The organism is Megalodesulfovibrio gigas DSM 1382 = ATCC 19364 (genome assembly GCF_000468495.1).
Classification (GTDB): Bacteria; Desulfobacterota; Desulfovibrionia; order Desulfovibrionales; family Desulfovibrionaceae; genus Megalodesulfovibrio; species Megalodesulfovibrio gigas.
Genome location: NC_022444.1, coordinates 2,958,290 through 2,976,858, shown reverse-complemented (window position 1 = coordinate 2,976,858; position 18,569 = coordinate 2,958,290). Strand labels below are relative to the sequence as shown.

The following is an 18,569-nucleotide window of genomic DNA, read 5'->3' as shown; positions in this document are numbered from 1 at the left end:
TGAGATCATGGAGTAACCAGAGATGTCCACTGTTTCCAGCGATCGCATCCGCATCAAATTGAAGGCCTACGACTACCGTATTTTGGACAAAGCGGTGGCCGAGATCGTGGATACGGCACGCAACACGGGCGCCGGCATTGCCGGTCCCGTGCCCCTGCCGACCAACATCCACAAATATACGGTCCAGCGCTCTGTGCACGTGGATAAGAAGTCCCGCGAGCAGTTCGAAATGCGCATTCATAAACGGCTCCTGGATATCATGGAGCCCACGCAGCAGACCGTGGACGCCCTGGGCAAGCTCTCCTTGCCTGCAGGCGTGGACGTCGAGATCAAGCTGTAGGAGAACGACCATGTCCATCGGCATTTTGGGTCGCAAGCTCGGCATGACCCGCATCTACAACTCCGACGGCACTGCTGTGCCCTGCACCGTGCTGGCTGCAGGCCCGTGTCCGATCACTCAGATCAAGAACCAGGACAAGGACGGCTACGCCGCCCTGCAGATCGGGTTCGACACGGTGGAGGAGCGCAAGCTCTCCAGGGCGGAGCGCGGTCACTTGGCCAAGGCCGACAAGGGCCTGTACCGCCATCTGCGTGAACTGCGCGTGGACGATGTGAGCGACTACGAACTCGGGCAAGACCTCACCGTGGAACTTTTCTTCCCCGGCGAGAAAGTAAAAGTGACCGGCACCAGCAAAGGCAAGGGCTTCCAGGGCGTGATGAAGCGCTGGAACTTCGCCGGCGCGCCGGACTCCCACGGTCACGAAAAGGTGCACCGCTCCGGCGGCTCCATCGGCTACCGTACCCGTCCCGGCAAGATCTTCAAGAACAAGAAGATGGCCGGCCACATGGGCAACCGTACGGTAACCATGATGCATCTTGAAGTGGTAGACGTGCGCCCTGAAGACAATGTCATCGTCATCCGCGGCGCTGTGCCCGGTCCCCGCAACGGGATCGTCATGGTCCGCAAGCTCAAGTAGGGAGGCGCGTCATGGCTGTAGTGAAAGTGTACGATCAGACCAAGGCGCCCGTGGGCGAAGTGACGCTGGCACCTGAGGTCTTTGAAGTGGAAGTGCGCCCCGAGATCCTGCATCTCGTGGTGCGGGCACAGATGGCTGCCAAGCGTGCCGGCACGCATGCCACCAAGACCCGGAGCTTTGTTTCCGGCGGTGGCAAGAAGCCCTGGCGGCAGAAGGGCACCGGGCGGGCCCGTTGCGGCTCCAACCGGTCCCCGGTATGGCGGCACGGTGCGGTGGTGCACGGCCCCCAGCCTCGCAAGTACGACTTCAAGGTGAACAAGAAAGTGCGCGGCCTGGCCATGCGCATGGCCTTGTCCGCCCGCCTGAAGGACGAAAGCCTGCTGGTGCTGAACACCATCGACCTGCCTGAAATCAGAACCAAAAACTTTTCTCAGATCCTGGGAACCCTGGAACTGAAAAAATGCTTGATTGTTTTGGGCAAAGAAGATAACAATCTCGCTCTTTCGGCACGCAATATTCCAGGGGTTACTGTGGTGACCCAGGAACGGCTGAATGTTCGCGACATCCTTGTCCATCCGCAGCTGGTGCTGCTGCAGGACGCAGTTTCCCTGGTGGAATCGCGATTCCTGGCTGAGGGGCAGGGCGAGTAACCTGGATTCGGAGAACGTAACGCGGCGCTGATACTGACCGCCGCGCAGGAATACGAGGGACGTTGTGATGAATTATACGCAGATTCTGCTCAAGCCTTTGATCTCAGAAAAGGCCACGCTGGCCAAGGAGAGCGCCAATCAGGTGATCTTCTTTGTCCATCCCAAGGCCAACAAGATCGAGGTCAGGAAGGCAGTGGAAGAGGCCTTCAAAGTCAAGGTCGAGGCCGTGAACATGATTCGCCAGCGTCCCCGTCTCCGTACCAAGTTCGGTCGCGCGGTTGGCAAGGAGTCCGGCTTCAAGAAGGCCTATGTGACCCTGGCCGAGGGCGAAAAAATCGAGCTGTTTGAAGGGGTCTAGTCATGGCTATCCGTACCTTGAAGCCCACTTCCGCCGGCCGGCGTTTCCAGACGATTTCCGACTTTGCCGAAATTACCCGGCAGGGTCCTGAGAAATCGTTGACGGAAGGGCTTACTGAGAAAGCCGGCCGTAACAACAATGGTCGCATCACTGCCCGTCGTCGCGGTGGGGGCCACAAACGCTTGTACCGCATCGTCGATTTCAAGCGCGCCAAGTTCGACGTGCCCGCCAAGGTGGCGCACATCGAATACGATCCTAACCGCAGCGCCCGCATTGCCCTGCTGCACTACGCCGACGGCGAGAAGCGTTACATCCTCGCGCCGTTGGGCCTCAAGCAGGGCGACACGGTGACGGCTGGCGAAACCGCGGACATCAAGCCCGGCAACGCCTTGCCCATGCAGAAAATTCCTGTGGGCACCGTCATCCACAACGTGGAGCTGCACCCTGGCAAGGGCGGTCAGTTCTGCCGCGCAGCTGGTACGTATGCCCAGCTGGTGGCCAAGGAAGGCAAGTACGCCCTGCTGCGGCTGCCCTCCGGCGAAGTTCGCAAGGTGCTTGCGCATGGCCTGGCCACTGTGGGGCAGGTGGGCAATCTTGACCACGAGAACATCTCCCTGGGTAAGGCTGGCCGCAATCGTTGGCTGGGGCAGCGTCCCAAAGTGCGCGGCGTGGCCATGAACCCGGTGGACCACCCCATGGGCGGCGGCGAAGGTCGCAGCTCGGGCGGCCGTCACCCCTGCACGCCATGGGGCAAGCCGACCAAGGGCTACAAGACTCGCGACAAGAAGAAGGCGTCTTCCAAGCTCATCGTCAAACATCGTCGCGCGAAGTAATCATTTTTAGTCGAGAAGGTATTGGAGGAGCGCATGCCTCGGTCACTGAGCAAAGGTCCCTTTGTGGACAACCACCTGGTCGCCAAGGTGGATCGGGCCAACGAATCCGGCGATCGCCGCGTCATCAAGACCTGGTCGCGCCGTTCCACCATCGTGCCTGAAATGGTTGGGCTCACGTTTGCGGTGCACAACGGCCGCAAATTCATCCCGGTCTTTGTGACCGAGAACATGGTTGGGCACAAGCTGGGCGAATTTTCCCCCACGCGAACCTACCACGGCCACGCCTCCGACAAAAAGGCCAAGGCCGGCAAGAAGTAGCAGGGCGCCTGGCGCCTGGGAGCAGGGATCATGGAAGTCAAAGCGACCGCAAAACATATGCGCATCGGCCCCCGCAAGGTGCGGCTGGTGGCTCGCAACATCCAGGGGCGACCGGTCGAGGATGCGTTGAACATCCTTAAGTTCACCCCCAAGAAGGCAGCGGAAATGCTGACCAAGGTGGTCTCTTCCGCCGTGGCCAACGCCGAGCAGCTTCCCGGGGTGGATGTGGACTCGCTGGTGGTGAAACAAATTATCGTGGACCAAGGTTCTTCCTGGAAGCGGCATCTCACCCGCTCCATGGGTCGCGTGAACAAAATTCTGAAGCGCTCCAGCCACATCACTGTGATTGTAGCGGAACAGGAATAAGGCGAGGAGACGGCCGTGGGTCAGAAAGTCCATCCATACGGGTTCCGGCTCGGCTACAACAAGAACTGGTTGTCGCGCTGGTATAGCAAGAAGGAATACCCTGCCTTCGTGTACGAGGATCATCAGATCCGCAAGTTCGTGAAAAAGCTGCTCTATCATGCTGGAGTGGCCAAGATTGAAATCGAACGCGCAGGCGGGAAGATTCGCATCATCATCCATACTGCCCGGCCCGGCATTGTCATCGGCCGCAAGGGTGTGGAAATTGAAAAGCTGCGCGGCGATCTGAAGCGGAAATTCGGGCACGAGTTCGCCATTGAGGTGAACGAAATCCGTCGCCCTGAAATCGATGCCCAGCTGGTGGCCGAGAACATTGCCCTGCAGCTGGAACGCCGTGTGGCATTCCGCCGGGCCATGAAGCGGACACTGTCCCTGGCTCGCAAGTTTGGCGCCGAAGGCATTCGTGTGGCCTGTTCCGGTCGTCTGGCCGGTGCGGAAATTGCCCGCCGCGAATGGTACCGTGAAGGTCGCGTGCCCCTGCACACTCTGCGTGCGGATCTGGATTTCGGCGTGGCACGCGCCAACACCACGTATGGCGTCATCGGTGTGAAAGTGTGGATCTACAAAGGTGAGATCCTTGACCAAGAGGCGGTGCAGTAATGCTTTCCCCAAAACGCGTCAAATTCCGCAAGATGCAGAAAGGCCGGCTGCGCGGCATGGCTCTTCGCGGCAATTCCGTGGCGTTCGGCGACATCGGCCTGAAGGCCCTGGAGCACGGGAAGCTCTCCAACCAGCAGATCGAAGCAGCTCGTGTGGCCATGATGCGCCACATCAAGCGCGGCGGCAAGGTCTGGATCCGCGTCTTCCCGGACAAGCCGGTGACGGCCAAGCCCGCGGAAACCCGGCAAGGCTCCGGGAAAGGCGCGCCTGTCGGCTGGTGCGCGCCGGTGAAGCCTGGCAAAGTGTTGTATGAAATCAAGGGTGTGGATCTGGAGCTGGCCAAGGCGGCGCTGACCCGTGCAGCGCACAAGCTGCCCATCAAGACCACCATCGTCGTCCGCGAAGAAGCGGTCTAGGAGGACGATCATGGATGTCAAGGAACTGCGCGGTCTGTCCGTCGAGGATTTGCAAGGAAAGCTGGCTGGCTTTCGCGAAGAGTTGTTCAATCTGCGCTTCCAGCATGCCACGGCCCAGTTGGAAAATACCGCCCGCCTCCCCCAGGTGAAAAAGACTATCGCCCGTATTTTCACCCTGCTGAAGGAAAAGGGCAAGGAGTAAGGCCATGAGCGACGTGGCGCAGACCGAGAAGCAAGGCAACAAGCGGATGCTCGTCGGCAATGTGGTGAGCGACAAGTGCGACAAGACCATTGTTGTGCAGGTTAACACCCTGGTGATGCATCCTTTGTACAAGAAGTACATCAGCCGCCGGAAGAAGTTCATGGCGCACGATGCCAACAATGAATGCCAGATCGGCGACAAGGTGCAGATTGTGGAATCACGTCCCCTCTCTGCGCGCAAACGCTGGAGCCTGGTGAAAGTCCTCGAAAAGGCAGTGTAGGGAACGCGCTATGATCCAGATTCAATCCAATCTCGATGTCGCCGACAATTCCGGCGCCAAGCGCGTGGCCTGCATCAAGGTGCTGGGCGGGGCCGGACGTCGGTACGCCTCCGTGGGCGACATCATTGTCGTATCGGTCAAAGACGCCATGCCGCATGCCAAGGTGAAGAAAGGCGATGTGATGAAGGCTGTGGTGGTGCGCACCAAGAAAGAAGTGCGCCGCACTGACGGGTCTTACATCCGTTTCGACACCAACTCTGCGGTGCTCTTGAACAACCAGCTCGAACCCGTGGGCACCCGCATCTTCGGGCCTGTGGCGCGCGAGCTCAGGGCCAAGAACTTCATGAAAATTGTATCCTTGGCCCCGGAAGTGCTGTAGGAGTCCGCCATGCTCGCCAAGTGCCGCATCAAAAAAGAAGACAAGGTGATGGTCATCACCGGCAAGGACAAAGGCAAGATCGGCAAAATCTTGCGTATCATCCGCAAAAAGGATGCCGTGCTGGTGGAAAAGGTGAACATGGTGCGCCGCCACACCAAGGGCAACCCCTACCGGCAGCAGGCCGGCGGGATCCTTGAAAAGGAAGCGCCCCTGGACATCTCCAACGTGCAGCTGATGTGCCCCGCGTGCACCAAACCCACGCGCGTGGGCTACAAGCTCATGGAAGACGGCAAAAAGGTGCGCTTCTGCAAGAAGTGCAACGAAGTGATGGAGTAGGTCATGGCCCAGTGTCATTTGGAAAAGCTGTATCATGAAAAGGTGGCTCCCGCACTCCTCAAGGAGTTCGGCTACTCCTCTTCCATGCAGATCCCGCGGCTGGAGAAAGTGTCTGTGAATATGGGCCTTGGCGAAGGCGCCTCGAACCATAAACTCATCGACGATGCTGCCGCCGAGCTGTCCCGCATCGCCAGCCAGAAGGCTGTGGTCACCCGGGCCAAAAAGTCCATCGCTGCTTTCAAGCTGCGTGAGGGCATGGCCATCGGTTGCCGCGTGACCCTTCGCGGTGCCCGGATGTGGGATTTTCTGGACAAGCTCATGAATTTTGCCCTGCCGCGCGTGCGCGACTTCCGGGGCGTGAACGACCGTGGCTTCGATGGGCGCGGCAACTTCACCATGGGCATCAAAGAACACACCATCTTCCCGGAAATCGAAATCGATCGGGTGGAGGGTGTCAAAGGCATGAACATCACCATTGTCACCACTGCCTCCTCCGACAAGGAAGGCAAGGTCCTTTTGGACCTCTTGGGCATGCCCTTCAAGAAGTAAGGCCCTCAAGAGAAGCAAGGAGAGTTCCCCGTGTCTCGCACGTCACTCGAAGTCAAGGCCAGGCGCAAGCCCAAGTTCTCGTCCCGGGGCTACAACCGCTGCCCCATTTGCGGCCGCCCGCGTGCGTTTTTGCGCCGCTTCGGCATCTGCCGCATCTGCTTCCGCAACATGGCCCTGGCTGGCGAGCTGCCCGGGGTTCGCAAGTCCAGCTGGTAGCCTGGTGTTCGCAAGGAACGCGCCATGAACATTTCTGATCCCATTTCCGACATGCTGACGCGCATCCGCAATGCCTTCAAGGCCTTGCATAAGGATGTGCTCATCCCTCACTCCAAGATCAAGGTGGCCGTGGCGGCCATCCTCAAGGACGAGGGCTACATCGACGAGTTCGCCGTGGAGGGCAATGCCCTGCGGGTGACTCTCAAATATCACCGCGGCAAGCCCGTGGTGGCGGGCCTCAAGCGCGTCTCCACGCCGGGTCGTCGCGTGTATGTGGCTGCGGCCGAGATCCCCCGTGTGCAGAACGGCCTCGGCATCTGCATCCTGTCCACCAACAAGGGCTTGCTCGCTGGCGACGTCGCACGGTCTCAGCACCTGGGCGGCGAACTGCTCTGCGAAGTCTGGTAGGAGAACGCACATGTCCCGCATCGGCAAACTCCCCATTCCCATCCCTGGCGGGGTGGAAGTGACGGTGGGCTCCAAGACGGTGGACGTCAAGGGCCCCAAGGGAACCATCTCCACGCCCGTGCATCCTGCGGTGGCATACACCGTGGATGGCGGCAATGTGATGGTCACCCGTACGGACGATTCGCGCCTGGCGCGCGCCCAGCATGGCCTGCGTCGCACGCTGCTGGCCAACTGCATTCTCGGCGTCAAGGATGGGTTTTCCAAGACCCTGGAAGTCATCGGCGTGGGCTACAAAGTGGCCGTGAAAGGCCAGGCTGTGGAACTCGCGTTGGGATTCTCCCATCCTGTGCTGCTGGATTTGCCCAAGGGCATTGAAGCCAAGGCCGAAGGTAACAAGCTGACCCTCTCCGGCGTGGATAAGCAGGCGGTGGGCGAATTTGCCGCCACCATCCGCCGCATCCGTCCGCCCGAGCCTTACAAGGGCAAAGGCGTCAAATACTCGGGTGAAATCATCCGTCGCAAGGCCGGCAAATCCGGCGGCAAGAAATAGGTGCAGCCATGAGCATGGACAAAAACAAGATGCGGCTCAAGCGCAAGATGCGCATCCGCAAAAAAATCAACGGCACCCCCGAGCGTCCCCGCCTGGTTGTCTTTCGTTCCAACAAAAGCATCTATGCCCAGTTGGTGGACGACCTTGCCGGCAAAACCATCGCTGCTGCCTCTTCCATCAAAGTCACCACCCTGACCAAGGATGTGGCGACGGAAGTGGGTCGCGATGTGGCTCGCAAGGCCAAAGAACTGGGCATCGAACATGTGGTCTTCGACCGCAATGGCTATCTGTACCATGGCCGGGTCAAGGCCCTGGCCGACGGCGCCCGAGAAGCGGGCCTCGTTTTTTAGGCACGCGAATTCAGGAGCACAACGGTGAGCGCACAGGATACCAACGAATCCGGTTTTATTGAGAAGATCGTCTACTTGAACCGCGTGGCCAAGGTCGTCAAAGGCGGCCGCCGCTTCAGCTTCAGCGCCCTGGTGGTGGTGGGAGACGGCAACGGCAAGGTCGGCGCCGGCTTGGGCAAGGCACAGGAAGTTCCCGAAGCCATCCGTAAGGCGACGGAACGCGCCCGCAAGACCATGAAGACGATCCCTCTTCTCGACGGGACGCTGCCGTATGAGACCACGGGCGTCTTCGGGGCCGGACGCGTGCTTTTGAAGCCCGCCTCCAAGGGCACGGGCATCATCGCAGGCGGCCCTGTGCGTGCGGTGATGGAAGCAGCGGGCGTCACCGACATCCTGACCAAGGCTATCGGCACCAACAACCCGCATAACGTCCTGAAGGCCACTTTCGCCGGGCTTACGTCCCTGCGAGATGCGGACACTGTGGGCAAGCTGCGCGGCAAGTCCCTGGAAACACCCCGCAAGTAGCTTGGCCAGAACCATTTGAAGCACAGCAAGGACGCCGTCATGCTCGCTATCACCTTGAAAAAAAGCTCCATTGGCTGCAAGCCGGCGCAACGCGCCACCTTGAAGGCCCTGGGACTTCGCAAGATCAATGATACCCGTGCCCATGAGGACACTCCGGTCGTCCGGGGCATGATCAATCGAGTGGTGCATCTCGTGGAGGTGGAATCTCATGCGTCTTAACGATCTGTATCCCTTCCCCGAGGAACGCAAGGAACGCAAGCGCATCGGTCGCGGCTCCGGCTCCGGCTGGGGCTGCACCGCCGGCAAAGGCAACAAGGGCCAGAATGCCCGCGCGGGCGGCCCCAAGCGCCCCGGCTTTGAAGGCGGCCAGATGCCTCTGGCGCGTCGTCTGCCCAAGCGCGGCTTCAAGAACGCCCTGTTCAAGACCGTGTGCGTGCCCCTGAACCTGGGGCGCGTGGCCGAGACGTTTGCCGGTCAGGCTGAAATCACCCTGGATGACATCTACGCCGCCGGGCTGTGCAAGGCCGGCGCCACGGTGAAAATTCTGGGCGAAGGCGAACTCTCCGCCGCCGTGACCATCGAAGCGCACCGGTTCAGCGCCCAGGCCAAGGCCAAGATTGAAGCCGCCGGCGGCAGCGCCAAGGCGCTGGAAGGGTAGGTTGTCGCATATGGCTATGACAGGTGTGGAGAATCTGGCCCGGTTGCCTGAACTGAAACGGAAGCTGCTCTGGACCTTCGGGCTGCTGGCCGTCTACCGCATCGGCATTCACGTGCCGGTGCCGGGCGTGGATGCCTCGGCGCTTCAGGATTTTTTCGCCAGCATGAAGAACACCCTGTTCGGGTTGTTCGACATGTTTTCCGGCGGCGGACTCTCCAACCTGTCCATCCTGGCCCTCGGGATCATGCCGTATATCTCGGCCTCCATCATCATGCAGTTGCTGACGGTGGCCGTGCCTGAGCTCAAGCGCCTGCAAAAAGAAGAAGGCGCAGCCGGGCGTAAGAAGATCACCCAATACACCCGCTACGGCACAGTGCTGATCACCCTGTTTCAGGGCTTCGGCATTGCCGTGGGGCTGGAAAGCATGGCCTCCCCAGGCGGCGCCCCGGTGGTGCTTGAGCCTGGCTGGACATTTCGCCTGATCACAGTGCTGACCATGACGGCCGGCACCATTTTCGTGATGTGGCTCGGCGAGCAGATTACGGAAAAAGGGCTTGGCAACGGTATTTCCCTGATTATTTTCTCAGGGATTGTTGCCGGGTTCCCCCGGGCCATCATCAACACCTTTCAGCTCATCCGCACCGGGGAGCTGAATGTGCTGGTGTTGCTGTTGATTTTGGCCATGATGGTGGCGGTGCTGGGCTTCATTGTGTTTATGGAGCGTGCCCAGCGGCGAATCCCCATTCAGTATGCCAAACGCATGGTGGGGCGGCGCATGATGGGCGGACAGTCCACCCATTTGCCGTTGCGGGTGAATACGGCGGGCGTCATTCCCCCCATTTTCGCCTCCAGCGTGCTCATGTTCCCGGCAACCATCGGCCAGTTCTCCACCTGGGAGCCATTGCAGCAGATGGCGGCCTATTTTGCCCCCAACACCGTGCTGTACAATGTCCTGTTTGTGGCCATGATCGTCTTTTTCTGCTTTTTTTACACGGCGATTATCTTTGATCCCAAGGATATTGCCGAGAACCTGAAAAACCAGGGCGGCTTTGTGCCGGGCATTCGCCCCGGCTCCAAGACGCAGGAATATATCGATCGCGTGCTCACCCGCATCACCCTGTGGGGCGCGATATACATCTCAGCCATCTGCGTACTGCCCATGCTGCTGATCCAGCAGTTCAGCGTCCCGTTTTATTTTGGCGGCACCAGCCTGCTCATCGTGGTGGGGGTGGCCATGGACTTCATGGGACAGATTGAATCGTATCTCATCTCCCGCCAGTACGAGGGGTTGATGCAGAAAGGCCGCGTCCGGGGCAGACGGCAGTGAAGAAGTTTCGCGGCATCTTTCTGAAGAATGAGCAAGAAATTCGCATTCTTCGGGAAGCAAACCGCATGGTCTGCACCATCCTGGATGCGTTGGGGCAGGCTGTGCGGCCGGGCATGGAAACCATGGCGCTGGAGGACATTGCCGTCGCCATGTGCAAGGAGTTCGATGTGCAACCCGCGTTCAAGGGTTACCACGGATTCCCCTATGCTTTATGTTGTTCTGTGAACGAAGAAGTGGTACACGGGTTTCCTTCCTCGCGCGTACTCAAGGAAGGCGACATCGTCAGCCTGGATATGGGTGTGATCCATGAGGGCTTTTATGGCGATTCCGCCCGGACCTTCCCGGTGGGAGCCATTTCGGCATCTGCAACGCGGCTGCTGCAGGTGACGGAAGAATCTCTCATGCGCGGCATCGACATGGTGCACCCAGGCAACCAGTTGTATGATGTGTCTGCTGCCATCCATGAGCACGTTCGCCAGGCGGGATTTGACGTGGTCCGCCGCTTCGTCGGGCACGGCATCGGGTGCCGGCTGCATGAAAAGCCGGAAATCCCGAATTTCGTGCCCAAAGGCATGCCAGGCGTGCCACTCAAGGTCGGCATGGTGCTGGCCATCGAACCCATGGTCACCATGGGATCGAGCGAGGTGGAAATCCTCGATGACAATTGGACAGCGGTCACAAAAGACCGCAGCCTTGCAGCGCATTTCGAGCACTCGGTGGCGGTGACCGAAGACGGGCCCTGCATTTTGAGCGTTCGATAAGAATGCGCGAGGGCGACAGGAAGCCAACGAGGCGCCCTGGGCGCCGCGAATGTTTACAACGAGACGCAGCAAAAGGAGCAAGGCCATGAAGGTGCGGCCTTCGGTGAAGAAAATTTGTCCCAAATGCAAGGTCATCCGGCGCAAGGGCGTGCTGCGCATCATCTGCGAAAACCCTCGCCACAAACAACGGCAAGGCTAAGGAGATAGTACGATGGCGCGCATTGCAGGCGTTGATTTGCCCCGCTCCAAGCGGATGGACGTTGCGCTGACCTACATTTTCGGTATTGGTCGGCATACGGCGTTGCAGATCCTCGACGCCACCGGTGTGGATTGGACCAAGCGTTCCGATGATCTGACCCCTGAAGAAGTGAACGAGATCCGCAAGGAAATCGAATCCAACCACAAAGTGGAAGGCGATCTCCGCCGTGAGATCACTGCCAATATCAAGCGATTGATGGATATCGGTTGCTACCGTGGCTTGCGGCACCGCCGCGGCTTGCCGGTTCGTGGTCAGCGCAGCCACACCAACGCTCGCACCCGCAAGGGGCCGCGTCGTGGCGCTGTGGCCAAGAAGAAGAAATAGCCCCCCGGCCGCAACCACTTGTGCAACCCGATGATCGAGCATACAGGTAGAGAGCATTATGGCCAAGCCAAAGCGTACTGCTAAGAAGAAAGAGAAGAAAAACGTCCCGGTTGGGCATGCCCACATCCGCGCGACGTTCAACAACACCATCATCACCTTTACCGACGTCAAGGGCAACGTGATCAGCTGGGCCTCGGCCGGCGGTTCCGGTTTCAAGGGCTCGCGCAAGTCCACGCCCTTTGCCGCGCAGATTGCTGCTGAAACTGCAGCCCGCAAGGCCCAGGACAATGGCATGCGCACCGTGGGCGTGTACGTCAAGGGTCCCGGCTCCGGCCGCGAATCCGCCATGCGCGCCATCAATAATGCCGGTTTCAAGGTGACGTTCATTCGCGATATCACGCCCATCCCCCACAATGGCTGCCGTCCTCCCAAACGGCGCCGTGTCTAAGGGATTTGAGGAATAGGAGAGAGATACATGGCCCGCTATATTGACGCCAAATGCCGCCTTTGCCGCCGCGAAGGCGCCAAGCTCTTCCTCAAGGGCGACCGTTGCTACACCGACAAATGCGCTTACGAGCGCCGTCCGTACGCACCAGGCCAGGCCGGCCGGCTGCGTCGCAAAATGAGCGACTATGCCGTCCAGCTGCGCGAAAAGCAGAAGGTGCGCCGCATGTACGGCATCCTGGAAGATCAGTTCCGCGCCTACTTCAAGAAGGCCGACATGATGAAAGGTGTCACCGGCACCAATCTGCTGTCCCTCATTGAACGCCGCCTGGACAATGTGATCTACCGCATGGGCTTTGCCAACTCCCGCGACCAGGCCCGCCAGCTGGTGCGGCATGGCATCTTCCAGATCAACGGACGTCGCGTGGACATTCCTTCCTACAGCTGCAAACCCGGCGATGTGGTGGTGGTGGCCGAGGGCTCCCGCAAAATTCCAGTGATTCTGGAAGCGCAGGACGTCATCGCCCGCCGCGGCTGCCCCGCCTGGCTCGAAGTGGACGGCGCGAACTTCAAGGGCACCGTGAAGGCCCTGCCTCAGCGCGAGGACATCACGTTCCCCATCGCCGAACACCTCATCGTCGAACTCTATTCCAAGTAAGGAAGGCCGCGGACCATGCTCATCAGACAGGGCGAACGGCTCATCAACACCCGGAACTGGCAGGAACTCGTCAGGCCCGAGCAGATCGTGCGCGACGGCAAGTCCGACGTGCTGTATGGCAGGTTCGTCTGCGAACCCCTGGAGCGCGGCTTCGGCACCACCATCGGCAATGCGCTGCGGCGGGTCCTCTTGTCCGCGCTGCAGGGCGCCGCACCGGTGGCCATGCGCGTCGACGGGGTGCAGCACGAATTCACCACCATCCCCGGGGTGATGGAGGACGTGACGGATATTGTCCTCAACATCAAGCAAGTGCGTTTCGCCATGAGCTCCGACGACCCGCAGCGCATCCACCTGCAGGCGGATCAGCGCGGTGTGGTTACGGCCGCCGCCGTCAGAGAGACGCACAATGTCGCCGTGCTCAACCCCGAACAGCACATCGCCACCCTCACCGAAGACGTTCCCCTGCATATGGAGCTGGAACTTCGCATGGGCAAGGGCTATGTGCCGGCGGAAATGCACGAGGGCCTTTCCGATGAAATCGGCCTGATCAAGCTCGACGCCAGCTTCTCCCCCGTGCGCCGCGTGGCGTACACCGTGGAGCAGGCTCGCGTGGGCCAGATGACCAACTACGACAAGCTCATTCTGGAAGTCTGGACTGACGGCAGCGTCTCCCCTGAAGACGCTATCGCCTACTCGGCCAAGATCCTTAAGGATCAGCTGACGGTCTTCATCAACTTCGATGAAGAGGTCTCCCAGGAAGACGGCATCGGCTCCTCCCTGTCGTCCGACCTGAACGAGAATCTCTTCAAGTCCATCGATGAGCTGGAACTCTCTGTCCGCGCTACCAACTGCCTGAAAAGCGCCAACATCTCGTTGGTGGGCGAACTGGTGCAGCGGACCGAGAACGATATGCTCAAGACCAAAAACTTCGGCCGCAAGTCCCTGGACGAGATTCGTCGCGTCCTGCAGGACATGGGCCTGGAATTTGGCCTGAAAGTGGACAACTTCGAGCAGCGCTACCAGGAATGGCTCAAGAGGAAAGAGCAACATGAGGCATAACAAACGCGGACGCAAACTCGGCAGAACTTGGGAACACCGCAAGGCGCTGCTGCGTAACATGGCCAAGGCCCTGATCATCCATGGCCGCATCCAGACCACCGAAGCCAAGGCCAAGGAGCTCCGTCCCGTGGCCGACAAGCTGGTGACCCTGGCCCTGCGCAACGACCTGCACTCCCGCCGTCTGGCGTACAAGGTGCTGGGCAACCATGGTCTCGTCAAGACACTGTTTGACGAAATCGGCCCCCGGTTCGCTGCCGGCGGTGGCGGCTACACCCGCGTGGTGCGCATGAGCCAGCCCCGCACCGGTGACTGTGCGCCCATGGCCATCATTGAATTCACCCGCTATGAGGGCGACATTGCCGCCCCCAAAGCCAAAAAGGAAGCCCCGGCCGCTGCACCGGCTCCGGCCCCGGCTGCTGCACCCGCAGCTGCCGAAGCTGCCGCCGAGGCCTAGCAGATCCTCGCCCATCCTCAAGCAAGCCCCGGGAACCCTCGGGGCTTGCTTTTTTTTGGGCGTTGGTATTGAATTTTTCGATAGGGAGGATCGTGACATGGACTTCCGCAGATTGGAAGCCTTTTGCAAGGTCTATGAGCGGCTGAGCTTTTCCAGGGCCGGGGATGATCTGTTCCTCTCCCAGCCCACCATCAGCGCCCATATCCAGACCCTGGAAAAGGAATTGGGCGCGCGCCTCTTCGACCGCATGGGCCGCACCGTACTGCCCACACCGGCTGGCAAGGCCCTCTACGCACGGGCTACGGACATCTTCCGGCTGGTGGATCTGGCCAAGGCCGAGGTTCACGGCCTGATGCATCGTGTGACGGGCGAGGTGATCCTCGGCGCGTCCACCATCCCCGCCGGTTCCCTGCTGCCCGGGCTGCTGGCGGCCTTCCTCAAGGCCTATCCCGATGTGTCTATCCGCATGCAGACCGGGGATTCCGCCGCCATCACCCAGGCCGTGAGCCAGGGGGAATGCATGCTGGGCGTGGTGGGCGCCAGGCCGGACCATGCGGAGCTGACGGCCACCTTTCTGTGCAACGACGAGCTGGTATGCGTCGCCGCGCCGGCTTTTTCCACTGCCGCCACGGTGCTGCCCCTTGAGGATCGTCTGGCCCAGCCCTGGATCATGCGCGAGCCCGGCTCCGGCACGCGTCAGGCCATGGAGCAGGCCTTGTCCCGGGCGGGCAAGGATGTGCGCGAGCTGCGCCAGGCCATCGAGGTGGCCTCCACCCAGGCGCTGTTGGCCTGCGCCGCGGCGGGCATGGGGCTGGCTGTCACCTCCCGACTGGCCGCCCAGCAGTTGCTGACCCGCGGCGAACTGGTGGAAGTGGCCCTGCCGGCCCTGCGTATGGAACGCGAATTTTGGTGCATTGCCCATGCCCAGCGGGTGCTCTTTCCGGCGGCCCGGACCTGCCACGAATTTCTTGTGACCCGGTGCAGCCGCGACGGCTGCGTTGCCCCTCAATCCAAAGGATTATGATTCCGGATGACTGCTTCCAAACGACTGACCCAGACCGCATCCGCTGCCGGTTGAGCCGCCAAGATTCCTCCGGGGGACCTGGAGGTGGTGCTCGCCGGGCTGCATGTGCCGGCCGATCCTCGCGTGCTTGCCGGCACCGCCGGCAACGAGGATGCCGTGGTGCTGACGTTTCCGCCGGGCAAGGCCCTTGTCCAGACGGTGGATTTTTTCACGCCCATCGTGGACGACCCCTGGCGCTTCGGGCAGATTGCCGCAGCCAATGCCCTGTCCGACGTGTACGCCATGGGCGGGGAGCCGTGGTCGGCCATGAACATCGTCTGCTTTCCGGCCAAGGAAATGGATCTCGCCGTGCTGCAGGCCATGCTGCAGGGCGGGCTGGAAAAGGTGCTGGAAGCCGGTGCCGTGCTGGCTGGCGGGCATTCGGTGGAGGATCGGGAAATCAAGTTCGGCCTGGCCGTGTCCGGGGTGGTGGAGCCGGGGCGCATCGCCCGCAATGCAGGGCTGAAGCCCGGCGATGTCCTGGTGCTCACCAAACCTCTGGGCACCGGCGTGCTGGCCACGGCCGTGAAGGCGGACTGGGAAGACAAGGACCGTCTGGAAGATCTGCTCTACCGCTGGGCGGGGCGGCTCAATGCCGCGGGCGGGGAGGTCATCCGCGCCCTGGGGCTGGCGGCGGCCACGGATGTGACGGGGTTTGGCCTGGGCGGGCATCTGCTGGAGATGGCCCGGGCGTCCGGCGTCTCCATCACCTTGTCCCTTCAGGATATTCCCTTTATCGAAGAAGCCGTGGAACTGGCCGGCATGGGACTGTTGCCCGAGGGCAGCCATGCCAACCGCCGCTTTTGCGCCTCGGCTGTGGCCGTGGCAGCAGGGCTGGACCCGGTGCGGTCTGATCTGGTGTTCGATGCCCAGACCTCCGGTGGTCTGGTGCTGGGCGTGCCGGGGCCGCTGGTGAAACAGGCCGTGCGCATGCTGGAAGACCGTGGCGAGCTGGCTGCAATCATCGGCGAGGCCGGGGATGTCAGCCCGTCGGGAGATGGGCCGTTGTTGCGGCTGGTGTAGGGGAATCCCGCCCCCTCATCATTTGCTGCAGGATTCCCCACCGCCACGTCAGCTCCCTTTCCGGCTCAGCGCAACGTCCACGACCCCGGATTGAAGGTGGTACGCACCGACGGGGCGACGCTCAGATCCGGCGAGCCGCTGCCGTCGTCCATCAGCTCCATGGCTTCGGGGTCCACGGGCAGGGAGAGCGAGCTCATGGCCAGCACATCGTTGGAGCCGGCGTCCATGAGCTTGATGGTGAAGCGCACGTGGCGCGAGGTGGCCACATACGTGCCGGCCAGGATGAGCGCGCCGCGGATGTTGCGGTCGTTCACCAGCCCCACGCGCCGGGTCAGCAGCAGTTCGCCCTGGTCCGGTCGGAAGAGGATGGTGTTGCCGCGCCGGATTTCCTGGATGACGTAGCCGGCCTTGCTGAAGTTGGTGGCCAGCTCCTCGGCCAGTTGCCGGGCCAGGGGCGAGGCGATCTCCAGGGAATTCAGGTTGACGGGCGTGGTGACGATGAGCCGGTAGCCCTGGCCCACCTCGCCGGAAAGGCCGATCTGTTCGCCCACCTGAAAGTGCAGGTCGTCCGCCAGGGCCTGGGCCAGGGCGGGGAGGGTGCCGGCCCGGGCCGGGGCGGCGCAGAGCAGGGCCGCCAGCGCTGCCATGGCCACGATGGTGAGAGGCTTCATGCCGTCCCCCTTTTTTACCGATTCGCCTGGATCAGGCGATCGCAGTTTTCAAGTTCGCGCTGGATCATCTGCTGCTCCGGCCGGGTGCGGGCGGCGTTGTGCGCCTGCTGCAGCCGGTAGCGGGCCAGTTCGTAGCGGCCCTGGGCAATGTATTGCTTGGCCAGACGATAGTTCACCAGGCTGTGTTCGTTGTACGGAATGGAGACCACCTCCTGCTCGTGCCAGCCGCGGGGCGGCCGGGTGCGGCAGGAAAGGAAGCTGCCGGCCAGCAGACACAGCAGCGACAGCAGCAGCAGGGCAGTTCTCTTCGGCATGGACGCACCCGCCTTTGTCATGCGTTGACGGCACCGGATCATTTGATGTCAAAGCCTCTGTCGATGTCCGTCAGGCCGGGGCCTTTGGTCATGAGATCGAAATCCCGCACGCCCACGTAAGTCTCGCCCAGCATCATGCCGGTGGTGGCCAGCATTTTTTTGCTCACCAGGGTCTGGGCGAACACCAGACTGCCCGTGGCCAGCACTTCGCCGTCGCCGCCGCGCACCAGCCGCGCGTTGACGAAGACGTTTTCCTTGTCCCAATAGTACGTGCCCGTGAGCACGGCCACATGGCGGTTGGCCACGGAAGCGTTCGGACCGCGACGGTTCATGGCGAAATCCCCCTGACCAGGACGCATGTCGATGCCCTTTTGCAGATGATACTCCCGCACCCGCACGCCACGGCGGGTGAATTCATGGATCAACTGCTCGGCCGCGTATCGGCCGAAGGAGGAGGAGACGTCGTAGCGATCCTGATGCACGAAGCTGGAGGGCATCACCACCTGCCCAAAGGCCATGCCGCCGCCAAGGAGTTGGTCCGCCAGCTCCTTGACCTTGAGCCGAATCTCAATGGCCGCCTCGTTGTTGGGGTTGGGGGTGGGGATGGCGTTTGGCTCGCCCACCCACAGGTAGCCGCCCTGGCCGTCTGGCAGGTACATGCCGGTGTGGACGTCCTGCACGGGCTGCATGGGCACCTCCACGCCGTTGACCATGGTGGGCTGATATGAGCCCAGCGTGACCACGGCGCCGGGATCCGGCTGCCAGGTGCGCGGGTCCTGCATCTCCGGCTTGCCGGAGGCGCCGCCCGTCATGGTGCTCCCGTCGGCAGAAAACGTGAGGGGAAACGTGTTGTGTTCGTCGGCCGAGCCTTCGGCCAAACGCGGGGAGCGGCAGTCCGGCCGGTCCGACCCCGGCGGGCAGTTCCGGTCACGGGACATGCCGGGCTGGGCCAGGGCCGCGGCCAGTCCCAGCAGCAGCCAGAGCAGCGGGATCAGCATCAGCAGGCGGAGATTCGTATACGCGCGCATGGGGCACATCCTTGTTGAGGCGCGATGATGTCGCGGAAGAAACGCGATCCGGGACGGCATCCGTGCCGCCTCTGGTGATGTTATCGACAATCCGCGCCAGCACTTTAGCCTTTGCGGCCCGCGAGGCGCAGGGTTCGCTTCTTCCCTTGTCGAGGC

The 18,569-nt window shown here is 61.4% G+C and carries 34 protein-coding genes; 31 read left to right on the top strand and 3 right to left on the bottom strand.

Going from position 1 to position 18,569, the window contains the following annotated elements:
- The first annotated feature begins 22 nt into the window (after positions 1-22).
- From rpsJ to selD, 31 genes are all read left to right on the top strand, one after another.
- Positions 23-340: a 30S ribosomal protein S10 gene (gene rpsJ / locus DGI_RS13110; protein WP_021761593.1), complete on the top strand. Its 318-nt coding sequence runs from the start codon at positions 23-25 to the stop codon at positions 338-340.
- A 10-nt stretch (positions 341-350) separates the two neighbouring features.
- On the top strand, positions 351-977 hold the full coding sequence (gene rplC, locus DGI_RS13105; protein WP_021761591.1) for a 50S ribosomal protein L3: 627 nt from the start codon (positions 351-353) through the stop codon (positions 975-977).
- 11 nt (positions 978-988) lie between these two features.
- Positions 989-1,627: a 50S ribosomal protein L4 gene (rplD, locus tag DGI_RS13100; protein WP_021761590.1), complete on the top strand. Its 639-nt coding sequence runs from the start codon at positions 989-991 to the stop codon at positions 1,625-1,627.
- Between the two features lie 67 nt (positions 1,628-1,694).
- Entirely contained in the window at positions 1,695-1,985 is a 291-nt protein-coding gene (gene rplW, locus DGI_RS13095; protein WP_021761589.1) for a 50S ribosomal protein L23, read from the top strand.
- Between the two features lie 2 nt (positions 1,986-1,987).
- Positions 1,988-2,818 (top strand): 50S ribosomal protein L2, encoded by an 831-nt coding sequence (gene rplB, locus DGI_RS13090; RefSeq protein ID WP_021761588.1) that lies wholly within the window; start codon positions 1,988-1,990, stop codon positions 2,816-2,818.
- Positions 2,819-2,851: 33 nt separating this feature from the next.
- On the top strand, positions 2,852-3,136 hold the full coding sequence (rpsS, locus tag DGI_RS13085; RefSeq protein WP_021761587.1) for a 30S ribosomal protein S19: 285 nt from the start codon (positions 2,852-2,854) through the stop codon (positions 3,134-3,136).
- 30 nt (positions 3,137-3,166) lie between these two features.
- A complete protein-coding gene (rplV, locus tag DGI_RS13080) occupies positions 3,167-3,502 on the top strand; it encodes a 50S ribosomal protein L22 (RefSeq protein WP_021761586.1) in 336 nt (111 codons plus the stop codon).
- 15 nt (positions 3,503-3,517) lie between these two features.
- Positions 3,518-4,159: a 30S ribosomal protein S3 gene (gene rpsC / locus DGI_RS13075; RefSeq protein ID WP_021761585.1), complete on the top strand. Its 642-nt coding sequence runs from the start codon at positions 3,518-3,520 to the stop codon at positions 4,157-4,159.
- Complete coding sequence (gene rplP / locus DGI_RS13070; protein ID WP_021761584.1) at positions 4,159-4,575, top strand: 50S ribosomal protein L16; 417 nt, start codon at positions 4,159-4,161, stop codon at positions 4,573-4,575. The genes rpsC and rplP overlap by 1 nt, the downstream gene beginning before the upstream one ends.
- Before the next feature lie 10 nt (positions 4,576-4,585).
- Positions 4,586-4,777, top strand: a complete 192-nt coding sequence (gene rpmC / locus DGI_RS13065; RefSeq protein WP_021761583.1) for a 50S ribosomal protein L29 — start codon at positions 4,586-4,588, stop codon at positions 4,775-4,777.
- A 4-nt stretch (positions 4,778-4,781) separates the two neighbouring features.
- Complete coding sequence (gene rpsQ / locus DGI_RS13060; protein ID WP_021761582.1) at positions 4,782-5,057, top strand: 30S ribosomal protein S17; 276 nt, start codon at positions 4,782-4,784, stop codon at positions 5,055-5,057.
- Positions 5,058-5,067: 10 nt separating this feature from the next.
- Positions 5,068-5,436, top strand: a complete 369-nt coding sequence (rplN, locus tag DGI_RS13055; RefSeq protein ID WP_021761581.1) for a 50S ribosomal protein L14 — start codon at positions 5,068-5,070, stop codon at positions 5,434-5,436.
- 9 nt (positions 5,437-5,445) lie between these two features.
- Entirely contained in the window at positions 5,446-5,772 is a 327-nt protein-coding gene (gene rplX / locus DGI_RS13050) for a 50S ribosomal protein L24 (protein ID WP_021761580.1), read from the top strand.
- A 3-nt stretch (positions 5,773-5,775) separates the two neighbouring features.
- Entirely contained in the window at positions 5,776-6,321 is a 546-nt protein-coding gene (rplE, locus tag DGI_RS13045; RefSeq protein ID WP_021761579.1) for a 50S ribosomal protein L5, read from the top strand.
- Between the two features lie 30 nt (positions 6,322-6,351).
- On the top strand, positions 6,352-6,537 hold the full coding sequence (locus DGI_RS13040; RefSeq protein WP_021761578.1) for a type Z 30S ribosomal protein S14: 186 nt from the start codon (positions 6,352-6,354) through the stop codon (positions 6,535-6,537).
- Positions 6,538-6,561: 24 nt separating this feature from the next.
- Positions 6,562-6,945: a 30S ribosomal protein S8 gene (rpsH, locus tag DGI_RS13035; RefSeq protein ID WP_021761577.1), complete on the top strand. Its 384-nt coding sequence runs from the start codon at positions 6,562-6,564 to the stop codon at positions 6,943-6,945.
- Positions 6,946-6,955: 10 nt separating this feature from the next.
- A complete protein-coding gene (gene rplF / locus DGI_RS13030) occupies positions 6,956-7,495 on the top strand; it encodes a 50S ribosomal protein L6 (protein WP_021761576.1) in 540 nt (179 codons plus the stop codon).
- Positions 7,496-7,503: 8 nt separating this feature from the next.
- Entirely contained in the window at positions 7,504-7,845 is a 342-nt protein-coding gene (gene rplR, locus DGI_RS13025) for a 50S ribosomal protein L18 (protein ID WP_021761575.1), read from the top strand.
- A gap of 24 nt (positions 7,846-7,869) precedes the next feature.
- Complete coding sequence (gene rpsE / locus DGI_RS13020) at positions 7,870-8,370, top strand: 30S ribosomal protein S5 (RefSeq protein ID WP_021761574.1); 501 nt, start codon at positions 7,870-7,872, stop codon at positions 8,368-8,370.
- Positions 8,371-8,409: 39 nt separating this feature from the next.
- Positions 8,410-8,589, top strand: a complete 180-nt coding sequence (gene rpmD / locus DGI_RS13015) for a 50S ribosomal protein L30 (protein WP_021761573.1) — start codon at positions 8,410-8,412, stop codon at positions 8,587-8,589.
- On the top strand, positions 8,579-9,028 hold the full coding sequence (gene rplO, locus DGI_RS13010) for a 50S ribosomal protein L15 (protein ID WP_021761572.1): 450 nt from the start codon (positions 8,579-8,581) through the stop codon (positions 9,026-9,028). The genes rpmD and rplO overlap by 11 nt, the downstream gene beginning before the upstream one ends.
- 10 nt (positions 9,029-9,038) lie before the next feature.
- On the top strand, positions 9,039-10,355 hold the full coding sequence (gene secY / locus DGI_RS13005; protein WP_021761571.1) for a preprotein translocase subunit SecY: 1,317 nt from the start codon (positions 9,039-9,041) through the stop codon (positions 10,353-10,355).
- Entirely contained in the window at positions 10,352-11,116 is a 765-nt protein-coding gene (map, locus tag DGI_RS13000) for a type I methionyl aminopeptidase (protein ID WP_021761570.1), read from the top strand. The genes secY and map overlap by 4 nt, the downstream gene beginning before the upstream one ends.
- Positions 11,117-11,201: 85 nt before the next feature.
- Complete coding sequence (gene rpmJ, locus DGI_RS12995; protein WP_021761569.1) at positions 11,202-11,315, top strand: 50S ribosomal protein L36; 114 nt, start codon at positions 11,202-11,204, stop codon at positions 11,313-11,315.
- Between the two features lie 12 nt (positions 11,316-11,327).
- A complete protein-coding gene (gene rpsM, locus DGI_RS12990; protein WP_021761568.1) occupies positions 11,328-11,699 on the top strand; it encodes a 30S ribosomal protein S13 in 372 nt (123 codons plus the stop codon).
- A 58-nt stretch (positions 11,700-11,757) separates the two neighbouring features.
- A complete protein-coding gene (rpsK, locus tag DGI_RS12985; protein ID WP_021761567.1) occupies positions 11,758-12,147 on the top strand; it encodes a 30S ribosomal protein S11 in 390 nt (129 codons plus the stop codon).
- A 27-nt stretch (positions 12,148-12,174) separates the two neighbouring features.
- Positions 12,175-12,801, top strand: a complete 627-nt coding sequence (gene rpsD / locus DGI_RS12980) for a 30S ribosomal protein S4 (RefSeq protein WP_021761566.1) — start codon at positions 12,175-12,177, stop codon at positions 12,799-12,801.
- A gap of 15 nt (positions 12,802-12,816) precedes the next feature.
- Entirely contained in the window at positions 12,817-13,860 is a 1,044-nt protein-coding gene (locus DGI_RS12975) for a DNA-directed RNA polymerase subunit alpha (RefSeq protein ID WP_021761565.1), read from the top strand.
- Positions 13,850-14,314 (top strand): 50S ribosomal protein L17, encoded by a 465-nt coding sequence (rplQ, locus tag DGI_RS12970; protein WP_021761563.1) that lies wholly within the window; start codon positions 13,850-13,852, stop codon positions 14,312-14,314. The genes DGI_RS12975 and rplQ overlap by 11 nt, the downstream gene beginning before the upstream one ends.
- A 97-nt stretch (positions 14,315-14,411) precedes the next feature.
- Complete coding sequence (locus DGI_RS12965) at positions 14,412-15,338, top strand: selenium metabolism-associated LysR family transcriptional regulator (RefSeq protein WP_027192909.1); 927 nt, start codon at positions 14,412-14,414, stop codon at positions 15,336-15,338.
- A 6-nt stretch (positions 15,339-15,344) separates the two neighbouring features.
- Entirely contained in the window at positions 15,345-16,400 is a 1,056-nt protein-coding gene (gene selD, locus DGI_RS12960; protein WP_081696752.1) for a selenide, water dikinase SelD, read from the top strand.
- A gap of 65 nt (positions 16,401-16,465) precedes the next feature.
- Here selD and DGI_RS12955 read toward each other — a convergent pair whose 3' ends face one another.
- From DGI_RS12955 to DGI_RS17420, 3 genes are read right to left on the bottom strand one after another with little or no spacing between them, the layout of a single operon-like run.
- A complete protein-coding gene (locus DGI_RS12955; protein ID WP_021761558.1) occupies positions 16,466-17,071 on the bottom strand; it encodes a FlgO family outer membrane protein in 606 nt (201 codons plus the stop codon).
- Positions 17,072-17,085: 14 nt separating this feature from the next.
- Positions 17,086-17,385 (bottom strand): hypothetical protein, encoded by a 300-nt coding sequence (locus DGI_RS12950; protein ID WP_021761557.1) that lies wholly within the window; start codon positions 17,383-17,385, stop codon positions 17,086-17,088.
- 38 nt (positions 17,386-17,423) lie between these two features.
- Positions 17,424-18,413 carry a FlgO family outer membrane protein gene (locus DGI_RS17420; protein ID WP_051286322.1) on the bottom strand — a complete coding sequence of 330 codons (990 nt, stop codon included), beginning with the start codon at positions 18,411-18,413 and terminating at the stop codon, positions 17,424-17,426.
- Positions 18,414-18,569: the final 156 nt, after the last annotated feature.